Source organism: Streptomyces sp. NPDC028298 (assembly GCF_055565895.1).
The window spans coordinates 537516-553837 of the sequence record NZ_JBVHTL010000001.1 but is presented as its reverse complement, the minus strand read 5'-3'; the positions used below and the strand labels follow the sequence as shown (position 1 = coordinate 553837).

The window sequence follows — 16322 nt, the reverse complement described above, 5'->3', positions numbered from 1 at the left end:
GACGGCATCGGAAAGCCTCGCAGATTTGACCTAGACATGCCATCAATCCACGGCAAAGGAGAGTGCGCGGGCCGCCGGGAACGGGTGTCGCCGCTAGACCCCCGGACGGCTCAGGGCGGGCGTCAACCGCGCCCAGGGATTGGGGAGTTCACCGGTCACCGGTCCGGCCACCGCCGCACCGCGCTCACGCGTGGTGCGAACGGCCAGCGGGACGAGCGCCTCGGGGACGCCGTAGACCAGATGACAGAACAGCTCGGGCGGGTGCCGCATGGTCCACGCGGGCCTGCTGAACGCCGACACGTAGGTGGACCAGTGGCCCTCGAACGTGACGAGCAGATCGGCGCAGCGGGCGTACCCCGGCGCCGGGTGGACCCCCATGTTCAGCACGACCGGCGCCGCGCCGGTCCGGCGCAGCTCCCGTACCAGCCGCCGGCAGCCGGGCAGCGCCTCAGCGGTGGGCGCCACCCGGTCGAGGAAGCACCCCTGTGTTCCGTACCAGTCCCGGTGCCGCAGGACCTCGTCCGCGACGAGTCCCGGATCGCGGGCGCCGTAGTCGGTGTCGACGTAGCCGAGCAGCCGGGCGCCCGCCGAGCTCAGCGCGTCCGCCGCCGCGGCGAAGGCGGGATCGGGGCCCCGGCCCGGCCCGTCGGCCGGGTTGATGACGACCCCGTACGTCCGGTCGGCCGCCGCGATCAGCCGGTGCCAGGCGCCCGGGTCCTCGGCCGGGTGGACGTACAGCGGGATCAGCAGGTTCATGATGTGCGGTCGCCTCCGGCCCGCGGGAGCACACCGGTTCCCGTGGTGGCCGCCCAGAGCGCGGCCAGCGAGTCGTCGAGCGTCAGCTCCGGCCGCCAGCCGAGCGCCTCCCCGGCGGCGGTGATGTCGGAGCACTGCCACGACACCTCGCCCGAACGCGCGGAGCCCCCGCCGTTCTCCTCGACGCGGCCCCGGAACCCGGCGACGCGCGCCAGACCGTGGACCAGTTCGCGCACCGGGACGGCCTTGCCGCCCCCGATGTTGAGGACCTTCGGCAGCGGTCCGGGGGCGGTCGCGGCGGCCGCGGCCGCCCGTGCCACATCGCGTGCGTCCACGAAGTCGCGGTACGCCGAGAGATCACCGAGCCGGACGACCGCGTCCGGGTCGGGACCGGCCTCGCGGAACAGCCCCGCGATCCGGCCCGGCAGCCCCGTGGACGGTGCTCCCGGCCCCACCGGGTTGCCGACCCGCAGCACCACGGCGTCGAGACCGGAGGTGGTGACGGTGACCGTGCCCGCGAGTTTGGTGGCCCCGTACGGGGTGAGGGGGCAGGTGGCGGCGGACTCGGTGACGGCGGTGTCCCGGACGCCGGGACCGTACTCGGCGGCCGAACCCAGATGGACCAGCCGGGCGGCCGGCGCCGCCTCGCGCAGCGCGGCACAAAGAGCCGCAGGACCACGGGAGTTGACCTCGGAGAGGGTCACGGCGTCGCCGCCGGTCGCGCCGGCGCAGTTGACGACGGCGTCGGGAGCGGCCGAGGCCAGGGCCGGGACCAGCAGCTCCCGGCGGGCCGTGGCCAGGTCGATGCCGAACTCCGCGGCGGGCGAGCGTCCGCCGCCGAGCACCCGCACGCCCGGGAGGGTGCGCAGGTGCTCGGCGACATGGCCGCCCAGATAGCCGGTGAAGCCCAGGACGAGAATGCGCATGCGGTGGTCAGGCTCCCTTGAGCAACAGCGACTTGCGGGTGGTGAACTCGGCGTTGGCCCGGTCGTAGTCGTCCGGGCGGCCGATGTCGAGCCAGTACCCGTCGAACGCGTAGGCGTGCGGCTCGCTGCCGCTGCGCAGCAGGTCGAGGACCAGCTCGTCGAAGCCCAGCGGCAGCCCCGGCGTGTACCCCTCGAGCGTGGAGCGCGACAGGCCGTACACGCCCATGGAGACGCGGTAGTCCATGCTCGGCTTCTCGGTGAAGGCGACCACCTTGCGGTCGTCGGTGGTCAGCACGCCGAAGTCGATGCGTACCTTGCGCGCGTACGTCGCGATGGTCAACGGCGCGCCCGAACCGCGGTGGCGCAGCAGCAGGTCGCCGTAGTCGAGGTCGGTGAGCACGTCGCCGTTCATCACCAGGAACGACTCGGGCAGCCGGTCGCGCATGGTGAGCAGCGGGCCCATGGTGCCGAGCGGGCTCTCCTCGGTGGAGTAGTCGATGGCCAGGCCCCACTGGGACCCGTCGCCGACGTAGGCGCGGATGATCTCGCCCAGGTGACCCACGGCGATGGTGCAACTCGTGAAGCCGGACGAGACGAGCTGGCGGAGGACGATCTCCAGGATCGCGTGCTGGTCGCCGATGGGAACGAGCGGTTTGGGCAGGGCGGTGGTGTAGGGCCGCAGCCGAACGCCCTTGCCTCCGGCCAGAATCACTGCGTGCATGGGGTGCGCTTTCCTTCGTGGGACGTGCCGACCGGGATCGGACGTCGCGAACGGTGAGAGGTGGTCGACGGTCAGAGGTGGTGAACGGTCAGATGTTGTAGATGCCGGTCTTGTAGCGGGCCAGGTTCGCCGGCTCACGGAAGAAGGCGACGGTCCGCGCGAGCCCCTGCTCCAGGTCGTGGGCGGGGCTCCAGCCGGTCGCCTCGGCCAGCCGGGTCGCGTCGGCGACCAGGCGCATCACCTCGGAGTTGGCCGGCCGGATGCGCCCGGTGTCCTCACGCACGTCGAGGGCGGTGTCCATCACCTTGCCGATCAGCGCCACCAGGTCGCCGACCGAGATCTCCCCGCCCGTACCGGCGTTGAAGGTCCTGCCCACGACCCGGTCCGCGGGCGCCGTGCCCACGGAGAGGAACGCCTGCGCGGTGTCCTCGACGAAGGTGAAGTCGCGGGTGGGCCGCAGATCGCCGAGGGTGATGACGCGTTCGCCCGCGGCCACCTGGCCGATGACGGTGGGGATGACCGCGCGCATCGACTGCCGCGGGCCGAAGGTGTTGAACGGCCGCAGCGTCACCACGGGCGTGTCGAAACTCGCGTGGTAGCTGTCGGCCAGCCGGTCCGCGCCCGCCTTCGAAGCGGCGTACGGGGACTGGGTGTTGATCGGGTGGTCCTCGGTGATGGGCACGGTCCGGGCGGTGCCGTAGGTCTCGCTGGTGGAGGTGTGTACGAGCCGGGGTGTGCCGAGCGCGCGCACCGCCTCCAGCACGTTGAGGGTGCCGGTGACGTTGGTGTCCACATAGCTGTGCGGTGCCTGGTAGGAGTACGGGATCGCGATGAGCGCGGCCAAGTGGTAGACGCAGTCGGCGCCTTCGACCAGCCCGCGCACCGAACCCGGATCCCGGACGTCGCCCAGCACGATGTCCACCTGGTCCAGGACGTCGGGGTGCAGGGTCTCCAGCCAGCCGTACGAGGAGAAGGAGTTGTACTGCGCCATGGCCCTCACCCGGTGCCCTGAGGCGACCAGAGCCTCGGTGAGGTGGGAGCCGATGAAACCCTCGGCTCCGGTGACGGCGGCGAGCGGTTGGGTGGTCAACTCGATGGTCCTTCCGGTTGGTTGTTCGTGCGATGGATGATGCGGACGAAGGCACGGCGGCCCTCCGGATCCGTCCGGAAGGGCCGTGCGGGACGGTTCAGGCGTGCGGGGCCGGCCGCCCCAGCAGCCGTACGGCGCAGACCGCCAGACACAGGCAGGCCGCACCGCAGGACAGGGTCAGGACGTCCGCGCCCGGCGGGGAGCGGAGCACGGTGGCCGCGGCGGCACCGCCGGCCGCCGCCAGACAGACCACGGCCGGCTGCCAGGCGGCCCCGAACGCCTGGAGCAGCAACGCGGTCCACAGCGTGGCCGCGAGCAGCAGCAGCGGGGCCGGCTCCGCGCCGGTCAGCCGGGCGGCGGGCAGCAGCGGGAGCACGTAGAGCAGCAGACAGAGGCCGAGGACACCGGTCGAACGCAGCAGGAAGGCGGCCGGGGTCGCTGTGGCCCGCAGCACCGACACCGACAGGCCCCGGTACCGGTACAGCAGCCACTCCGCCGGTCCCATGCTGACGGTCAGCACGACCACGGCGTACGGCTGCTGCCGGCCCTCCAGCAGTACCAGCACCCCGGCCGACAGCCCGAACACGCCGTACGGCAGCGACCGCAGCAGCGACGGACGCGCCGCACCCGGGGCCGGGGACGCGGAGAGCGCCGACCGCAGCGCCCAGCCCGCCCCGGCGACCGAGCCGAGCACGGACAGCAGTGTCAGGGCGACACGGGGAAGGGGACCGGGATCCCACCAGGGCAGCGCCGCCGCGCCGGCGATCAGCGGGGTGAGGGCGGCCAGCAGCAGCCGCTCCCCGCCGAGGACGAGCAGCACCCCGGCCGCCGCGAGATACACCGACTGCGCCGCGGCGACACCGATCGCGGTGCCGGACCCGCCGGCCAGCGCCCCGGCTCCCGTCGCGGCGAGTGCGCCGAGGGGCGCCCCCGCGAGCAGGGTCCGGCCCGCTTCCCGGCGGCCGGTGGCCATCCGTACGTAGGCGCGGTGGCCGAGCGCCTGGCCCCAGGCCCAGGAGACGAGACCGGCCACCACCAGGACGCGGAGGTCGCGGCCCGCGTGCCACAGCGGCGCGGTCAGCAGGTAGGCGAGGCCCGGCAGAGCGAACAGCGCCCCGCGCAGCGCGCAGCGCACATGGTCCGGACGCCAGGGGTCGGCCGGTCGCGGCGGCTCCGGAAAGGTGCGCGGCACCCGCTCGTACAGCGCGGAGGCCAGCGAGAAGAGGTTCGGATGCCCGTAACGCTCCTGGATGACCTCGGCGGTCAGCCCCTCCGACTCCAGCAGGGCCGCCACCTCGTACGGGTGGACCGCCGGGCCGACACCGTCCGCCAGTTCGGCGGCGAGCCGGTCGACCGCGTCCCGCTCCGCGCCCCGGCCGGGAGCGGACCCGGCGGGTGCGCGCGGGGCGGCGAGCCGCAGGGACAGCGTGTCGCCGCCCGTGCCGCCCGGTTCCAGCGCCATCGGCCCGCTCATCCGACGAGACTCCTCGACCTGGACGCGGCCGCGAGACCGGCCGGTACCGGCGACGGGGCGCCGATCGGCGCGGGAACGCGCGGCGCGGTTGCCCCGAGCGTCGACAGTTCGAGGTAGATGGTCCGGAACGTGTCGACCGTCTGGCGCAGGGTGAACTGCTCGATGACACGCAGCCGGGCCGCCTCGCCCATCGCGGCCCGCCGCCCGGCGTCGCCGAGCAGTTCGAGGGCGGCGGCGGCCATGGCGGCCGGATCCCGCGGCGGGACGACGAGACCGCTGTCGCCGACCGCCTCGCTCACGCCGCCCACGTCCGTGGAGACGGTGGCCCGCCCGCACGACATGGCCTCGATCAGGGTGAACGGGAAACCCTCGCTGATGCTGGAGAGCATCACGACGCTGCCCGCCGCGTAGGCGTCCTTGATGTCGTCCACCCGGCCCTCGAACGTGACGGCCTCCGCCTGTCCGAGTTCGGCGGCCAGCGCCTCGCAGCGCTCGCGGTAGCCCTCGCCGCCGCGCGGGGTGCCGCCGAACAACCGGAGCCGCGCTTCCGGGAGTTGTGCCCGTACGAGTGCGAACGCCCGGATCAGGGTCTCCAGGTCCTTGATCGGGTCGACGCGCCCGGCCCAGCTCAGCGTCGGCCGCTCCGGCTCCGGGCCTGCGGGCGGGAAGGCGGCCGGGTCCACGCCGTTGTAGACGGTACGGATCGACTCGGGCGCGGCACCGCCCTGTTCCTCCCACAGCCGGTTGTAGCGGTTGCCCGGGGTGATCAGGGCCGCGCGCCGGTACGTCTCCTCGGCGAGCAGCCGGAAGAAGCCCAGCACGACCGCCTTGACCGGCCAGCGGTACGGGGCCGTGCGGTAGCCGAGGTAGCGCTCGCGCAGATAGACGCCGTGCTCGGTCAACAGCAGTGGGACGCCGTGCCGTTCGAGCGCGGCGAGCCCCGGCAGGACGGCGACGCCTCCGCTGACGGCGTGCGCCACCCCGTGCTCGGGCAGCGGCGCGGTGAGCGGGCGCAGCGCGTGCTCCAGCAGGGCGGTCGCGGTGATCGCGTCGTACAGGGTCGGCCGGGCCTCGCGGACCGACAGGCCCGGGCGGTTCCACACCGAGGTCAGGACGCCGATGGCCCGGTCGCCGCGCAGGAAGGAACTCAGCGTCCCGTCCGGCGCGGCCCGCGCCATCGCGTACAGGGCGGTGGCGAACCCGTCCTCGGCGCACGGATCGAGCAGGGAGGTCAGGAACTGTTCGTAGGCGGAGGCGAGTTGCCTGCGGCGGCGGCCGCGGGGTTGGCGGCCGGCGGGCGCGGGTCCCCACATGGGGACCGTGACGACGTCCGTGACCTGTGCGGGAACGTCCCACACGAGGGGTTCACGTCCGGTGCCGGTCACGGCGATGACGCCGAAGTCGAAGTCGGGCATGCCGTCGACGAGTTGGTCGCACCAGACACTGACACCGCCGTGACTGTGCGGGTAGGTGCCTTCGGTGAGCAGGGTGACGCGCGTCGTGCTGAGGCTGCGCGCGCCGCGGGGAACGTGCATGGATGTGCTCCACGGCCGAGGTTGGGGTGGTCGGGCCCGTCCCGTCCGCGACGGCGCGGACGGGATCTTCGGTCGGTGCGCGGCTCAGTTGTCCGGGCTGCAGGCGACCCGCGCGGGCGCTCCCGTCGACAGGTCGTGGCCGGCGCGTACGCGCGCGGTGTTCGCGGGCGCCGGGCCGGCCGGCGGGCCGGACGAGGCGCTGAGCGCGCCGACAGTGGGCGCGGTCGCGCGAATGGTCCGCTTCATGCGGTGAAGTCCCCTCCCCGGGCAGGGGTGAGCACCGCTCCCGTGGAGCGGACCAACCCCCTGGCGTGACGCCACAGCCCCCCTCAGACGTGGTCGTCGACGCGTTCGTCGCGTCACATAGTGGTCCCTCTGTGGAGCTTTTGTGTGCTTGCCGAGGGACATGACGGAAAAGCGTGTCAATCGGAAGAGTGATCGCCGAGTACCGCGTCGACACCGCGTCCGTCACGTTGAGCTGTCATGTGATTACCCAGTGAAACGTTCCTGTGCCTGTTAGGACCGGGCCCGCATGGAACCGGAGCGGCCCGGTCCGCCCGGTGGGGGCGCCCGTGGTCCGCACCGGGACGAGTTCCGGCTGAATCGTCGGTTTCAGGCCACCCCGAACCGGGTCTGTGAAGAATCCGCGGGCCGCGGGTGTCAGCGGCCGGGGAGAGGACACCCGTCCACCTCTGGCGGAAAGAACGAGTTGGAGGATTTCCTCGTGAACGAGAACCTTTGGGGTTACGCCCCGACCAGCGGGCACACGCCCGACGCCGATCTCTCCGGGTACCGGGTGGAGGCCGCCGACGGCCGCATCGGCAAGGTCGACAAGCACTCCGACGTGGTCGGTTCTCAGTACATCGTCGTCGACACCGGCGTCTGGATCTTCGGCAAGGAGGTCCTGCTGCCCGCCGGGACGATCACGTCGATCAGTCACGAGGACAGGACGATCCATGTCGCCCGGACCCGGGACGAGATCAAGGCGGCGCCGGAATTCGACGAGGAGAAGCACCTCGGGGACCCGCACTACCGCGACCAGCTCGGCGGCCATTACGGCTCCGGCCACTGATACGACGAAGGACCGCCGGCACCGCCCCTGATCCGGGCGGTGCCGGCGGTCCTTCGTCGTCCGTCGCTGTTCCGGGGACGCCACGCGGGAACAGGGGACCCCGGCTGGACGGGGGAGACCAGCCGGGGCCGCTTACCTGGTGTGCGGAGGCCGCTCCGCGTCACATAGGGGTGAACATCCGGCCATATCGATCTATTCCACGCCCGAGTTCCGGGATCCCGGGAACCCGGCGTCCTGGTGTCCGGGAGTGGCCGGAAGGGCGCGGCGGGCGAGGCCGACCGCGGAGGCGCGGAGGGTGGTCACCGGCGTGCCCCCGCATCCGACGGGCGGGCCCGGCGGGAAGATCGGTCACGACCGGCTGCTCGGAGGATGGTGCCCATGACCGCGAAGCGCGGTGTGCCCGATGTCCTGATCGTCGGCGGCGGGCTCGCCGGTCTGGCGTGCGCCCGCGACCTCGCCGGGTACGGCTACGAGGTCCGGCTCCTCGAAGCCTCGGACGGGGTGGGAGGCCGGATGCGCTCCGACCTCCACGACGGCTTCGTCGTCGACCGCGGCTTCCAGGTCTTCAACACGTCCTACCCGCAGGTCCGGCGCAGGCTCACCCTGCGCGAGCTGCGGCTGCGGCCCTTCACGCCCGGCGTCCTCGTCCACACGGAGGACGGACCGCTCCGCTTCGACGACCCCACGCGCGGCCGCCGGCGCCTCGGCGACCTGCGTCCGGGGCGCCTCGCGGGGACCCGTGACCTGATCGCGCTGGCCGCCCTGTCCGGCCGGGACATGCTCGCCCCCGCCGGATGGCTCAAGCGCGGAGAGGACCGGACGACCCGTACCGCACTGGCCGCGGCCGGGTTTTCCGAGGAGTTCGTCGAACGGTTCTTCCGGCCCTTCCTGTCCGGGGTGTTCCTGGAGGACCAGCTCGAGACCTCCGGGCGGGTGTTCCATCTCGTCTGGCGCAGCATGCTGCGCGGCACCCTGTGCCTGCCCGGCGCCGGCATCGGGGCGGTGCCGCGCCTGCTGGCCGAGGCGCTGCCCCCGGACGCCGTACGACTCGGCACCCCGGTCACCCGGCTCACGGACGACGGGGTCGAGGTGGACGCCGGGGGCGAGATCGCCGCGCGGGCCGTGGTCGTGGCCACGGGCCCGGGACCGGCCGCCCGGCTGCTGCCCGGCCTCGGCCTCCCCGAGTACCGCGTCGTGACGACGTACTACCACGCGGCGACCCGGTCACCGCTGGCCGAACCCGTCCTGCTGACGGACACCAGAAGACGCTTCCTCAACACCTGCGTCCTGAGCGAGGTGGTGCGCGGATACGCCCCGCCGGGCATGTCGCTGATCGCCACCTCGGTCCTCGGGCACGACCAGGAGGGCCGGGAGACCTGGCTGCGCGACACGCTGGCCGAGGTGTACGGCACCGACACCGGCGACTGGGACCTGCTGACGGTCCGGACCGTTCCCGACGCCCTGCCGGCGATGCCGCCCCCGCAGCCGCTCGGCCGGACCGCCCGTGTGACCCCCGGCCGCTATGTGTGCGGGGACCACCGGGCCACGGGCTCGGTCCAGGGCGCGCTGGCTTCCGGAGCCCGCGCGGCCCGCGAGGTCGCGGCCGACCTGGCACGGTAGACCGCCGCCGACCCGGCTCACTCCGGACCGGCGGCCGTCCTGAGACGGCGCACCCGCGTCAGGCGTCGTCCGGGCTCCCGCCGTCCGCGTCCTGGGTCAGTGTCTGTTCCGTCCAGATCGTCTTGCCCGGGGCGGAGTAGCGGATGCCCCAGTTGTGGCTCATCTGCGCGCAGATGAACAGTCCGCGTCCGCCCTCGTCGGCCGTGCGGGCGTGGCGCAGGCGCGGAGCCGCCCCGCCCGCGTCGCTGACCTCGCAGGTGAGCGTGGCGTCCTTGATGAGGCGCAGCCGGATCGGCGGCGCTCCGTAGCGCAGGGCGTTGGTCACGAGCTCGCTGACGATCAGCTCGGTGGCGAAGGCGGTCTCCTCGCCCACCCGCCATCCGCGGAGCCGTTCCTGGGCGTGGTGCCGTGCCGTCGCCGGCGCCGTGGGCAGGAAGTCCAGGTCCCAGGTGGCGACCCGGTCCGGCGGGAAGGCCCGGGTGCGGGCGAGCAGCAGGAGGATGTCGTGGTGGCCCGTCGTGTCGCGCATCCGGTAGAGGACGTCGTCCCGGATCTCGCCGAGGGGCCGGTCCAGACGCGTCAGCGCCTGACACAGGGGGCCTTTCGTCCCGTCGCCGTCCGGGGTGTCGGGGCCGGGGAAGGACGTGGTGCGCAGCGCGAGCACGCTGCCGTCCCGCACGGGGACGGAGGCGGTGGCGAACGGGGGTCCGTCCCGGCTGCCCAGGAGGGGGCCGGTCGGGATCTGCGGCACGTGCACCACACCGCCGGGGTGGGCCACGACGGGCGCGGGGTGACCGGCGGAGGCCATGACGCAGGTCTCCTGGAGCGGGTCGTGGACCGCGTAGACACAGCCCGCCCTGAGGGGCTGCCGGCGCAGCGGGTCGCTCGCCGGCAGGGCCTCCCGCTCGTGGGCGAGCCGTACGACCGCGTCGTTGAGACGGGCGAGCAGTTCGTCGGGATCCAGATCGAGCGCCGCGAGCGTGTGGACGACCGTCCGGATCTGGCCCATGGCGGTGGCGGCGTCGATGCCGCTTCCGCTGACCTCCCCGATCACCAGGGCGGTGCGCGCCCCGGGCAGACCGAAGGCGTCGTACCAGGTGCCCGCTCCCGCGTCGGCCGGCACGTGCAGCGGCGCGAACTCCATGGCCGTCTGCGACGGGGGCTCGGGCGGCAGCAGATGGCGTTGCAGCGCCGAGGCGATCGTGTGCTCGCGGGTGTAGCGGCGGGCGTTGTCGATGCTCAGCGCGGTGTGCGAGGCCAGTTGCTCGGTGACGGCGAGGTCGTTCTCGTCGAAGACGTCGTACGGTCGTACGCGATAGAGGCTCAGCAGTCCGAGCACGGCGCCCCGCAGGGCCAGGGGAGCGGTGAGCAGCACCCGGGCCCCGGAGGCGCGGATGGCGCGGGCCCGCTCCGGATCGGCGGACAGCCAGGGCGTGTTCCGGTCCAGCGTGACGGCTCGGGGCCGGAGATCGCTGAGCACCTGGGAGTACGGCGTGGGTGTCGGCACGGCGCGGACGTCGCCGACCGGATGGGCCTGCGCCCGGTGGGAGGGGCCCTCGAGGCGGAAGGCCGCGCGGCGCAGCGGGATCTCGCGCCCGAGGGGGCTCAGCGGGGGGTCCTCGCCCCGCACCACGGCGTCGACCACCTCGACCACCGCGATGTCGGCGAAGCCGGGCACCAGCGCCTCGACCAGTTCCTGGCAGGTCGTGACGACGTCCAGGCTCCGGCCCACCCGTTCCCGTACCGACCCGAGCGCCCGGCTCCGCCGCTCGCTCCGCATGGACTCCGTGACGTCGGTCAGGGAGACGACCACGCCCCGCGCGTTCCTCAGCGGGAACGCGGAGATGTCCGCGAAGCGTTCCCGGGACGCGGCGTCCACCGGTTCGAGCTGTACGGCGTGGTCGGTGACCGACGTGCCCTCCGTGAGGACACCCCGCAGAAGGTCCTCGAACTCCTGGGGACGGGAGGGGCGGCACACGTCGCCGACCGGCCGGTCGAGGGCCTTGTCCGCCGTGACGCCGAGCAGCGCGCGGGCCGCCTCGTTGACGCTGAGGACGCGCAGCGCGGGGTCCAGGACGAGGAACGCCTCGTGCGTGTTGGCGTGCAGGATGTCGAAGACCGCGGTCGGGGTGTCGAGGCGGGCCGCGTCGCCGTCCGCCTCGAAGACGCCCCAGGCGACCGTGCCGTCGGAGCGCGGCACCACCCGGACGCGGAGGTCGACCGGCTTTCCGTCGACGTCATGGATGACGAGCGGGCCGGAACCGGGCCCCGTGCCGTAGCCGGAGTCGCCGCCGGAGTTCCCGATGTCGGGCGCCACCAGGGCGAGGGCCGTACGCCCCACGGCCTCGGAGTCCGACCGCAGCCAGATCTCGCGCGCCCTGCGGCTCCACCGGAGGACGACGCCCGCGCCGTCGACGACCATCAGCGGGGTGGCTGTGCTCACCCGCCGTCACCTCCGCCGCGCCTCCGCCCGGACACCCCGTGTCCGGGGGCGCCGTGGACGGTCGATTCACCGGCGGAGACCATGTCGCAGACTGCGTCCCTTTCCATCCTTTTGACCCACAAAACCATCATTCTACGGTGCGGGGTGGGCGCCCGCCGGTGCGGCGGGGGGCCCGGGGGCCTGATCGGCGCCCGGCGGCAGCAGTGACCGCAGGGCCATGTCCGTCAGCCGGGCCTCCTGGGCGGCCCGGTCCGGCATCACCGCGCTGCGGAGCGGGCGTCCGGCGAGGAGCGAGATCAGCCACCAGGCGGCGGTGTCCGCGCCGATGTCGTCGCGGATGTCGCCGTCGCTCTGGCCGCGGCGCAGCAGCCCGGCGAGGGCTTCGGCGAAAGTGCGGTGGATGTTCCGGGCGGCGTCACCGAGGGCCGGATCGTGGGCCAGGGCCGCCGCGTCGGCGAAGAGGAAGCCGTGGGCGCCGCGCTGGTGGAAGCGGTCCATGTGGGCCGGGTCGAGGAAGGCCGCCAGCACGTCGGGGACGGGGCGGCCGGTGTCCGCGGCCTCGGTCAGGAGTGCGGTGACCGCCGTGGTGACGTGGTCGAGGGCGGCCTGGTAGAGGGCGGACTTGGACCCGAAGTTCTGGAAGACCACCGGTTCCGTGACCCCGACGCGCCGGGCGATGTCGGAGACCTTGCCCCGTTCGTAGCCGGTCTCGGAGAAGACCTCGGTGGCCGCGGCCAGGATCGAGGCGCGCCGCTCGGCCGCGGGCATCCGGGTGCGCGTACGGGTCTTGCCCTGGTGGGCGGAGGTCTTCTCGGCGTCGGTCACACCGGCCATCGTAGGCCCCTTGCACACTTCCTTAGTCGTGGCTAAGTTAGCTGTGTACTTAGTCGCAACTAAGTTAAGGAGGGTGACCGGTATGTCCATCGGGCGCCTCATGCAAGGAAAGCCGCACGCGGACACCCCAGGGGTGACGATCGGAGCCCCGCGTTCCTACGAACTGTGCGGAGCCGTCTGCTTCGCGGGCCGGCGCAACCGCGCCTTCTCCCGGCTGGCGGTGCTGAGCGGGGCCGAGAGCGGGGACCGGGTGCTGGACGTGGGCTGCGGCACCGGGTATCTGACCCGGCGGATGGCCGCCGTCGCAGGGCCGCGGGGAACGGTGACGGGCGTCGACCCGTCGCCCTCGGTGCTCGCCTACGCGCGCCGCAGGAGCGGCGCCGGACGGGGCGCCGCCTGCATCTACCGGGAAGGCGTCGCGGAGGACCTGGGCTTCCCGGACGCGTCGTTCGACACCGTCGTCACCAGCCTGATGCTCCACCACCTGCCCGAGGGGCTCCGGCCGGCCGCACTCGAGGAGATGTGGCGCGTCGTGCGGCCGGGCGGACGCCTGCTGGTCGTCGAGTTCCGGCCGCCGCGCAGCGCCGTCGGGCGTCATCTGGTGCACGGCGGCCTGGGCCACGCCATGTCCCACAACCGGACCGACCTGCTGGACGGGCTCGTCACCGGCGCGGGCTTCGAGATCCGCGGCAGCGGCGACGTCCGCCCGTGGCTGACGTACGTCCAGGCCGTGCGTCCGGTCTCCCGGGAGCGGACGGACCGGTCGAGCCGCTGACGCGGACCGGCCGAGCCCGCGGCCCGCGCGCGGCTCCGGCCGACCGGGCCACCCGCGCGCGGCTCCGGCCGGGTCCGCCCCGTGGGGCGAACGCCGCCCGCCGTGGCGTCAGTCGTCGGCCATGGCCGACTCGGCCGAACTCGCCGCGGACTCCGCGTCGTCGACCAGTTTCTGCAGATGGGCGACATCCGTGGACGCCGGTCCCGGCGACGCGGGGGCCTGCCCGGTGTCACCGGAGCCGCCGCACGCGCTCAGGAGCAGCGCGGCCACCACCAGGGCCAGTGCCGCACGTCCCGCGCGCATCAGGAGCCGGCCCCGTCGTCGTGGCTCGCGCACCACTTCTGGACGTCCGCCAGATCCTTCTGGCGGCCCTCCAGAGTCGGCACGAGCGAACGGCGGAAGGTCAGCCGGTGGTCGAGATAGGTCTCGATCTGGGTGTCCCCCGCGGACTTGGCGTTGGCCACCCGCTGCTCCAGCCTGGCGATCGAACCGCGCTGCGAGGCGTCCCCGTTCAACCGGCCGAGGATGCGGTCGATCCGCCGGTCGATCTTCGGCGCGCGCTTGCAGAGTGCCTTCGCGCCGTCACCCGTCGGCGCGCCCGAGGGGTGCGTCCCGGCGCTGTCGGCCGAGGCGGCCCCCGCGGCGCCGAGCAGCGCGCCCACCGCCATCAGCGCGACGACGGTCTTCCCGGCCCTCGGCGCCGTCGGCTTCCTCGATGTCCTCGTCATGCTGAACTCCTCTTCGTTCCGGGGCGGTTGCCCGCACGCCCGGCACGCTAGGAGCCGTCCTTGTGGAATTCTTGTGGCCGGACACCGGCGGTCGCGATCACCCAGTTCCGCTGTGCGGGAAGCGCCCGCTCCTCACCGGCCCCGCCGCCCCACAGGGGGAGCGCCACCTCGATCCGGGTCCCCGTTCCGGCCGGCGGTTCGAGGACACGGACGCGGCCCCGGTGCAGGTCGACCTGCTGGGCGACCAGGGTGAGGCCGAGGCCCGATCCGGGACTGTCCGGGCGGCGCTCGAAGCGTTCGAAGACCGTGGCGCGACGCTCGGGCGCGATCCCGGGCCCCTGGTCGTCGACGCACAGGACGACGTGGCCGCCGCTCGCGCGCAGCGTGACCTCGATGCGCGCCGGGCGTCCGTCGGCACAACCGCCGTGCACCAGCGCGTTGGTGAGGAGATTGTCCAGGACCGTGCGCAGGCCCGGCTCCCAGCCGTGCACCCGCAGGCCCGGCGGACAGTCCCCGGAGATGTGCGCGAGCGGATGGCGCCGCCGCTGCTCGCGCACGCTCGCCTCGACGACATCCGCGAGGTCCACCGGACCGAAGGCGTCCGCCTCGACCAGGTCACCGCGGCCGAGCTCGCGCAGCATGACCAACAGCCCCAGCAGCCGGGCGTGTTCGCGGCGCAGGTCGTCCAGGACCTCGTCCCGCTCGGGCGCGGGCAGCGCCGGATGCCCGGTGAGGATCTCCAGGTTGGTCTGCATGCTCATCAGCGGCGTGCGCAGTTCGTGCGCGGCGGCCGAGGCGAAGGAACGGGCGGTGGCGAGCGCCTCCTCGGTCCTCGCCGCCTGCTCGTCGTAGCGGCTCAGGACCGTCTGGAGGGTGTGCGCGAGATCGTCGACCTCGGCGATCCGCGCCGGCGTGTGGTCGAGGCGGGCGGCACTGGTCCGCGGATCCAGACCGCTCGCGCTGTCCCGCAGCCGCCGCAGCGGACGGCTCGCGCGGCCCGCCACCGCACCGGCCAGCAGCCCCGAGAGCGGCGCGGCGAGCAGAGCCAGGGTCACCACGCGCCTGCGCACCAGGCGCAGTTGGGAGTCGGCGGCGGTGTCGGGCGCGAAGAGCCAGAGCGTGCCGCGCACTCCGGGACGGGTACCGGACACCCGCTTGGACAGGACCCGCCAGGAGTCCCCGCCGGCCCGCACTGTGACCGGCACGGGCGCGCTCGCGGGGAGCGTCACCCCCTGGTCCGGCTGCGGGCCGCCCGTGTACGTCTCCGACGGGCCGATCAGCCGAACGCCGACATCCAGAGCCGAGGTGAACAGCCGCCTCTCGCGGGCCCGTTCGACCGCCGCGGACCGGTCCGCCGCGCTCGCGCGCAGCAGTCCGCGGGCGTCCTTCGCCACGGCCGCCGCGCTCGTCCGCAGGTGGGCGTCCTGCTGCTCGTGCAGATCCGACGCGACGAGCCGCAGCAGCAGCCAGCCGGTGGCCAGCACCAGGACCGGCACGGTCGCGCCGACGGCGAGGGCGATGCGGGTGGACAGCCTCATCGTCCCGCCCCCGGCCCGTCGTCACGCAGCACGAACCCGACTCCCCGCACGGTGTGGATGATCCGGTCCCGGCCCGGTGCCTCCAGCTTGCGCCGCAGATAGCTCACGAACGTGTCCACCGCGTCGGTGCGCACGTCGAAGTCGTACCCCCAGACCCGGTCGAGGAGCTGATCCCGGCTGAGCACGATGCCCGCGTTGCGCGCCAGGACGTGGAGCAGCTCGAACTCCCGCCGGGTCAGCTCCAGTCGGCGCCCGTCCAGACTGACCGTGCGCGCCGTCGGGTCGAGCGACAGCCCGCCCACCCGTACCGTGTCGGTGTCCTTCGGCGGCCGGCGCCGCAGCAGCGCCTGGAGCCGGAGCACCAGCTCCTGCAGCGCGAACGGCTTCACCAGGTAGTCGTCCCCGCCGGCCTGCAGCCCGGCGATCCGGTCACCGGTCTCGTCGAGCGCCGAGAGCATCAGGACGGGTACGTCGTTGTCCTCCGCGCGCAGCGTCCGGCACACGTCGATCCCGCTGAGTCCGGGCATGGAGATGTCCAGCACGATCGCGTCCGGCGGTGTGTGCCGGGCCGCCTCCAGCGCGGTCCTGCCGCCGTCGGCGAGGTCCACGGTGAAACCGCCCAGCCGCAGACCGCGTTCGAGCGACCGTCGTATCGCCGCGTCGTCGTCGACGACGAGGACCCGTCCCCGATCTCCGCCCATCAGCACACCCCAGCTCGCAGGAACGGACCGTTCGGGCCGGTCCGTCTCGCCGCCCATCGTGCACCAGGGGCTTCGTCGGCGGACCCGCGCGGCCCCCCGCGTACGAAGG

The 16322-nt window shown here is 73.6% G+C and carries 16 protein-coding genes; 3 read left to right on the top strand and 13 right to left on the bottom strand.

Translation table 11 applies throughout. From position 1 onward, the window contains the following. Positions 1-93: 93 nt before the first annotated feature. From ACZ4TO_RS02565 to ACZ4TO_RS02535, 7 genes are all read right to left on the bottom strand, one after another. Positions 94-756, bottom strand: coding sequence for a spherulation-specific family 4 protein (locus tag ACZ4TO_RS02565; protein ID WP_468023197.1), 663 nt, complete (start codon positions 754-756; stop codon positions 94-96). Beyond that, on the bottom strand, positions 753-1682 hold the full coding sequence (locus ACZ4TO_RS02560; protein WP_468023196.1) for an NAD-dependent epimerase/dehydratase family protein: 930 nt from the start codon (positions 1680-1682) through the stop codon (positions 753-755). The genes ACZ4TO_RS02565 and ACZ4TO_RS02560 overlap by 4 nt, the downstream gene beginning before the upstream one ends. A 7-nt stretch (positions 1683-1689) precedes the next feature. Next, entirely contained in the window at positions 1690-2403 is a 714-nt protein-coding gene (locus ACZ4TO_RS02555) for a sugar phosphate nucleotidyltransferase (protein ID WP_382779981.1), read from the bottom strand. Positions 2404-2491: 88 nt separating this feature from the next. After that, positions 2492-3493: an SDR family NAD(P)-dependent oxidoreductase gene (locus tag ACZ4TO_RS02550; protein WP_382779984.1), complete on the bottom strand. Its 1002-nt coding sequence runs from the start codon at positions 3491-3493 to the stop codon at positions 2492-2494. Positions 3494-3590: 97 nt separating this feature from the next. Continuing rightward, positions 3591-4967 (bottom strand): hypothetical protein, encoded by a 1377-nt coding sequence (locus tag ACZ4TO_RS02545; RefSeq protein WP_382779987.1) that lies wholly within the window; start codon positions 4965-4967, stop codon positions 3591-3593. Continuing rightward, positions 4964-6502, bottom strand: a complete 1539-nt coding sequence (gene pelF / locus ACZ4TO_RS02540) for a GT4 family glycosyltransferase PelF (protein WP_468023195.1) — start codon at positions 6500-6502, stop codon at positions 4964-4966. The genes ACZ4TO_RS02545 and pelF overlap by 4 nt, the downstream gene beginning before the upstream one ends. Before the next feature lie 84 nt (positions 6503-6586). Next, positions 6587-6748: a hypothetical protein gene (locus tag ACZ4TO_RS02535; protein ID WP_385046333.1), complete on the bottom strand. Its 162-nt coding sequence runs from the start codon at positions 6746-6748 to the stop codon at positions 6587-6589. Between the two features lie 478 nt (positions 6749-7226). Between ACZ4TO_RS02535 and ACZ4TO_RS02530 the strand changes: the two genes are divergently transcribed. Beyond that, on the top strand, positions 7227-7574 hold the full coding sequence (locus ACZ4TO_RS02530) for a PRC-barrel domain containing protein (RefSeq protein ID WP_385046331.1): 348 nt from the start codon (positions 7227-7229) through the stop codon (positions 7572-7574). 378 nt (positions 7575-7952) lie between these two features. Continuing rightward, the gene (locus tag ACZ4TO_RS02525; protein ID WP_468023194.1) at positions 7953-9194 is read left to right on the top strand and encodes an NAD(P)/FAD-dependent oxidoreductase; all 1242 of its coding nucleotides are present in this window, start codon (positions 7953-7955) and stop codon (positions 9192-9194) included. Positions 9195-9252: 58 nt separating this feature from the next. On the opposite strand, the gene ACZ4TO_RS02520 is transcribed toward ACZ4TO_RS02525, so the two are convergent. Together ACZ4TO_RS02520 and ACZ4TO_RS02515 are read right to left on the bottom strand one after the other, a co-directional pair. Then, the gene (locus ACZ4TO_RS02520) at positions 9253-11637 is read right to left on the bottom strand and encodes an ATP-binding SpoIIE family protein phosphatase (protein ID WP_468023193.1); all 2385 of its coding nucleotides are present in this window, start codon (positions 11635-11637) and stop codon (positions 9253-9255) included. 132 nt (positions 11638-11769) lie between these two features. After that, positions 11770-12462, bottom strand: coding sequence for a TetR/AcrR family transcriptional regulator (locus ACZ4TO_RS02515; RefSeq protein ID WP_468023192.1), 693 nt, complete (start codon positions 12460-12462; stop codon positions 11770-11772). A 91-nt stretch (positions 12463-12553) separates the two neighbouring features. Here ACZ4TO_RS02515 and ACZ4TO_RS02510 point away from each other — a divergent pair, with 91 nt between their 5' ends. Further along, entirely contained in the window at positions 12554-13246 is a 693-nt protein-coding gene (locus ACZ4TO_RS02510) for a class I SAM-dependent methyltransferase (protein ID WP_468023191.1), read from the top strand. A gap of 108 nt (positions 13247-13354) precedes the next feature. Here ACZ4TO_RS02510 and ACZ4TO_RS02505 read toward each other — a convergent pair whose 3' ends face one another. Genes ACZ4TO_RS02505 through ACZ4TO_RS02490 form a run of 4 tightly spaced genes read right to left on the bottom strand, consistent with a single transcriptional unit; the run spans position 13355 to position 16213 of the window. Then, positions 13355-13549 carry a hypothetical protein gene (locus ACZ4TO_RS02505; RefSeq protein ID WP_382780009.1) on the bottom strand — a complete coding sequence of 65 codons (195 nt, stop codon included), beginning with the start codon at positions 13547-13549 and terminating at the stop codon, positions 13355-13357. Next, on the bottom strand, positions 13549-13974 hold the full coding sequence (locus ACZ4TO_RS02500; protein WP_468023190.1) for a hypothetical protein: 426 nt from the start codon (positions 13972-13974) through the stop codon (positions 13549-13551). The genes ACZ4TO_RS02505 and ACZ4TO_RS02500 overlap by 1 nt, the downstream gene beginning before the upstream one ends. Positions 13975-14021: 47 nt before the next feature. Then, positions 14022-15512: a sensor histidine kinase gene (locus ACZ4TO_RS02495; protein ID WP_468023189.1), complete on the bottom strand. Its 1491-nt coding sequence runs from the start codon at positions 15510-15512 to the stop codon at positions 14022-14024. After that, positions 15509-16213: a response regulator transcription factor gene (locus tag ACZ4TO_RS02490; RefSeq protein ID WP_468023188.1), complete on the bottom strand. Its 705-nt coding sequence runs from the start codon at positions 16211-16213 to the stop codon at positions 15509-15511. The genes ACZ4TO_RS02495 and ACZ4TO_RS02490 overlap by 4 nt, the downstream gene beginning before the upstream one ends. Positions 16214-16322 lie beyond the last annotated feature (109 nt).

Bases quoted from the DNA above. Each gene is read 5' to 3' on its own strand.
- ACZ4TO_RS02555 (WP_382779981.1), bottom strand. From the start codon at position 2,403: ATGCACGCAGTGATTCTGGCCGGAGGCAAGGGCGTTCGGCTGCGGCCC.
- ACZ4TO_RS02510 (WP_468023191.1), top strand. From the start codon at position 12,554: ATGTCCATCGGGCGCCTCATGCAAGGAAAGCCGCACGCGGACACCCCA.
- ACZ4TO_RS02545 (WP_382779987.1), bottom strand. From the start codon at position 4,967: ATGAGCGGGCCGATGGCGCTGGAACCGGGCGGCACGGGCGGCGACACG.
- ACZ4TO_RS02565 (WP_468023197.1), bottom strand. From the start codon at position 756: ATGAACCTGCTGATCCCGCTGTACGTCCACCCGGCCGAGGACCCGGGC.
- pelF (WP_468023195.1), bottom strand. From the start codon at position 6,502: ATGCACGTTCCCCGCGGCGCGCGCAGCCTCAGCACGACGCGCGTCACC.
- ACZ4TO_RS02495 (WP_468023189.1), bottom strand. From the start codon at position 15,512: ATGAGGCTGTCCACCCGCATCGCCCTCGCCGTCGGCGCGACCGTGCCG.
- ACZ4TO_RS02525 (WP_468023194.1), top strand. From the start codon at position 7,953: ATGACCGCGAAGCGCGGTGTGCCCGATGTCCTGATCGTCGGCGGCGGG.
- ACZ4TO_RS02490 (WP_468023188.1), bottom strand. From the start codon at position 16,213: ATGGGCGGAGATCGGGGACGGGTCCTCGTCGTCGACGACGACGCGGCG.
- ACZ4TO_RS02505 (WP_382780009.1), bottom strand. From the start codon at position 13,549: ATGCGCGCGGGACGTGCGGCACTGGCCCTGGTGGTGGCCGCGCTGCTC.
- ACZ4TO_RS02535 (WP_385046333.1), bottom strand. From the start codon at position 6,748: ATGAAGCGGACCATTCGCGCGACCGCGCCCACTGTCGGCGCGCTCAGC.
- ACZ4TO_RS02500 (WP_468023190.1), bottom strand. From the start codon at position 13,974: ATGACGAGGACATCGAGGAAGCCGACGGCGCCGAGGGCCGGGAAGACC.
- ACZ4TO_RS02560 (WP_468023196.1), bottom strand. From the start codon at position 1,682: ATGCGCATTCTCGTCCTGGGCTTCACCGGCTATCTGGGCGGCCATGTC.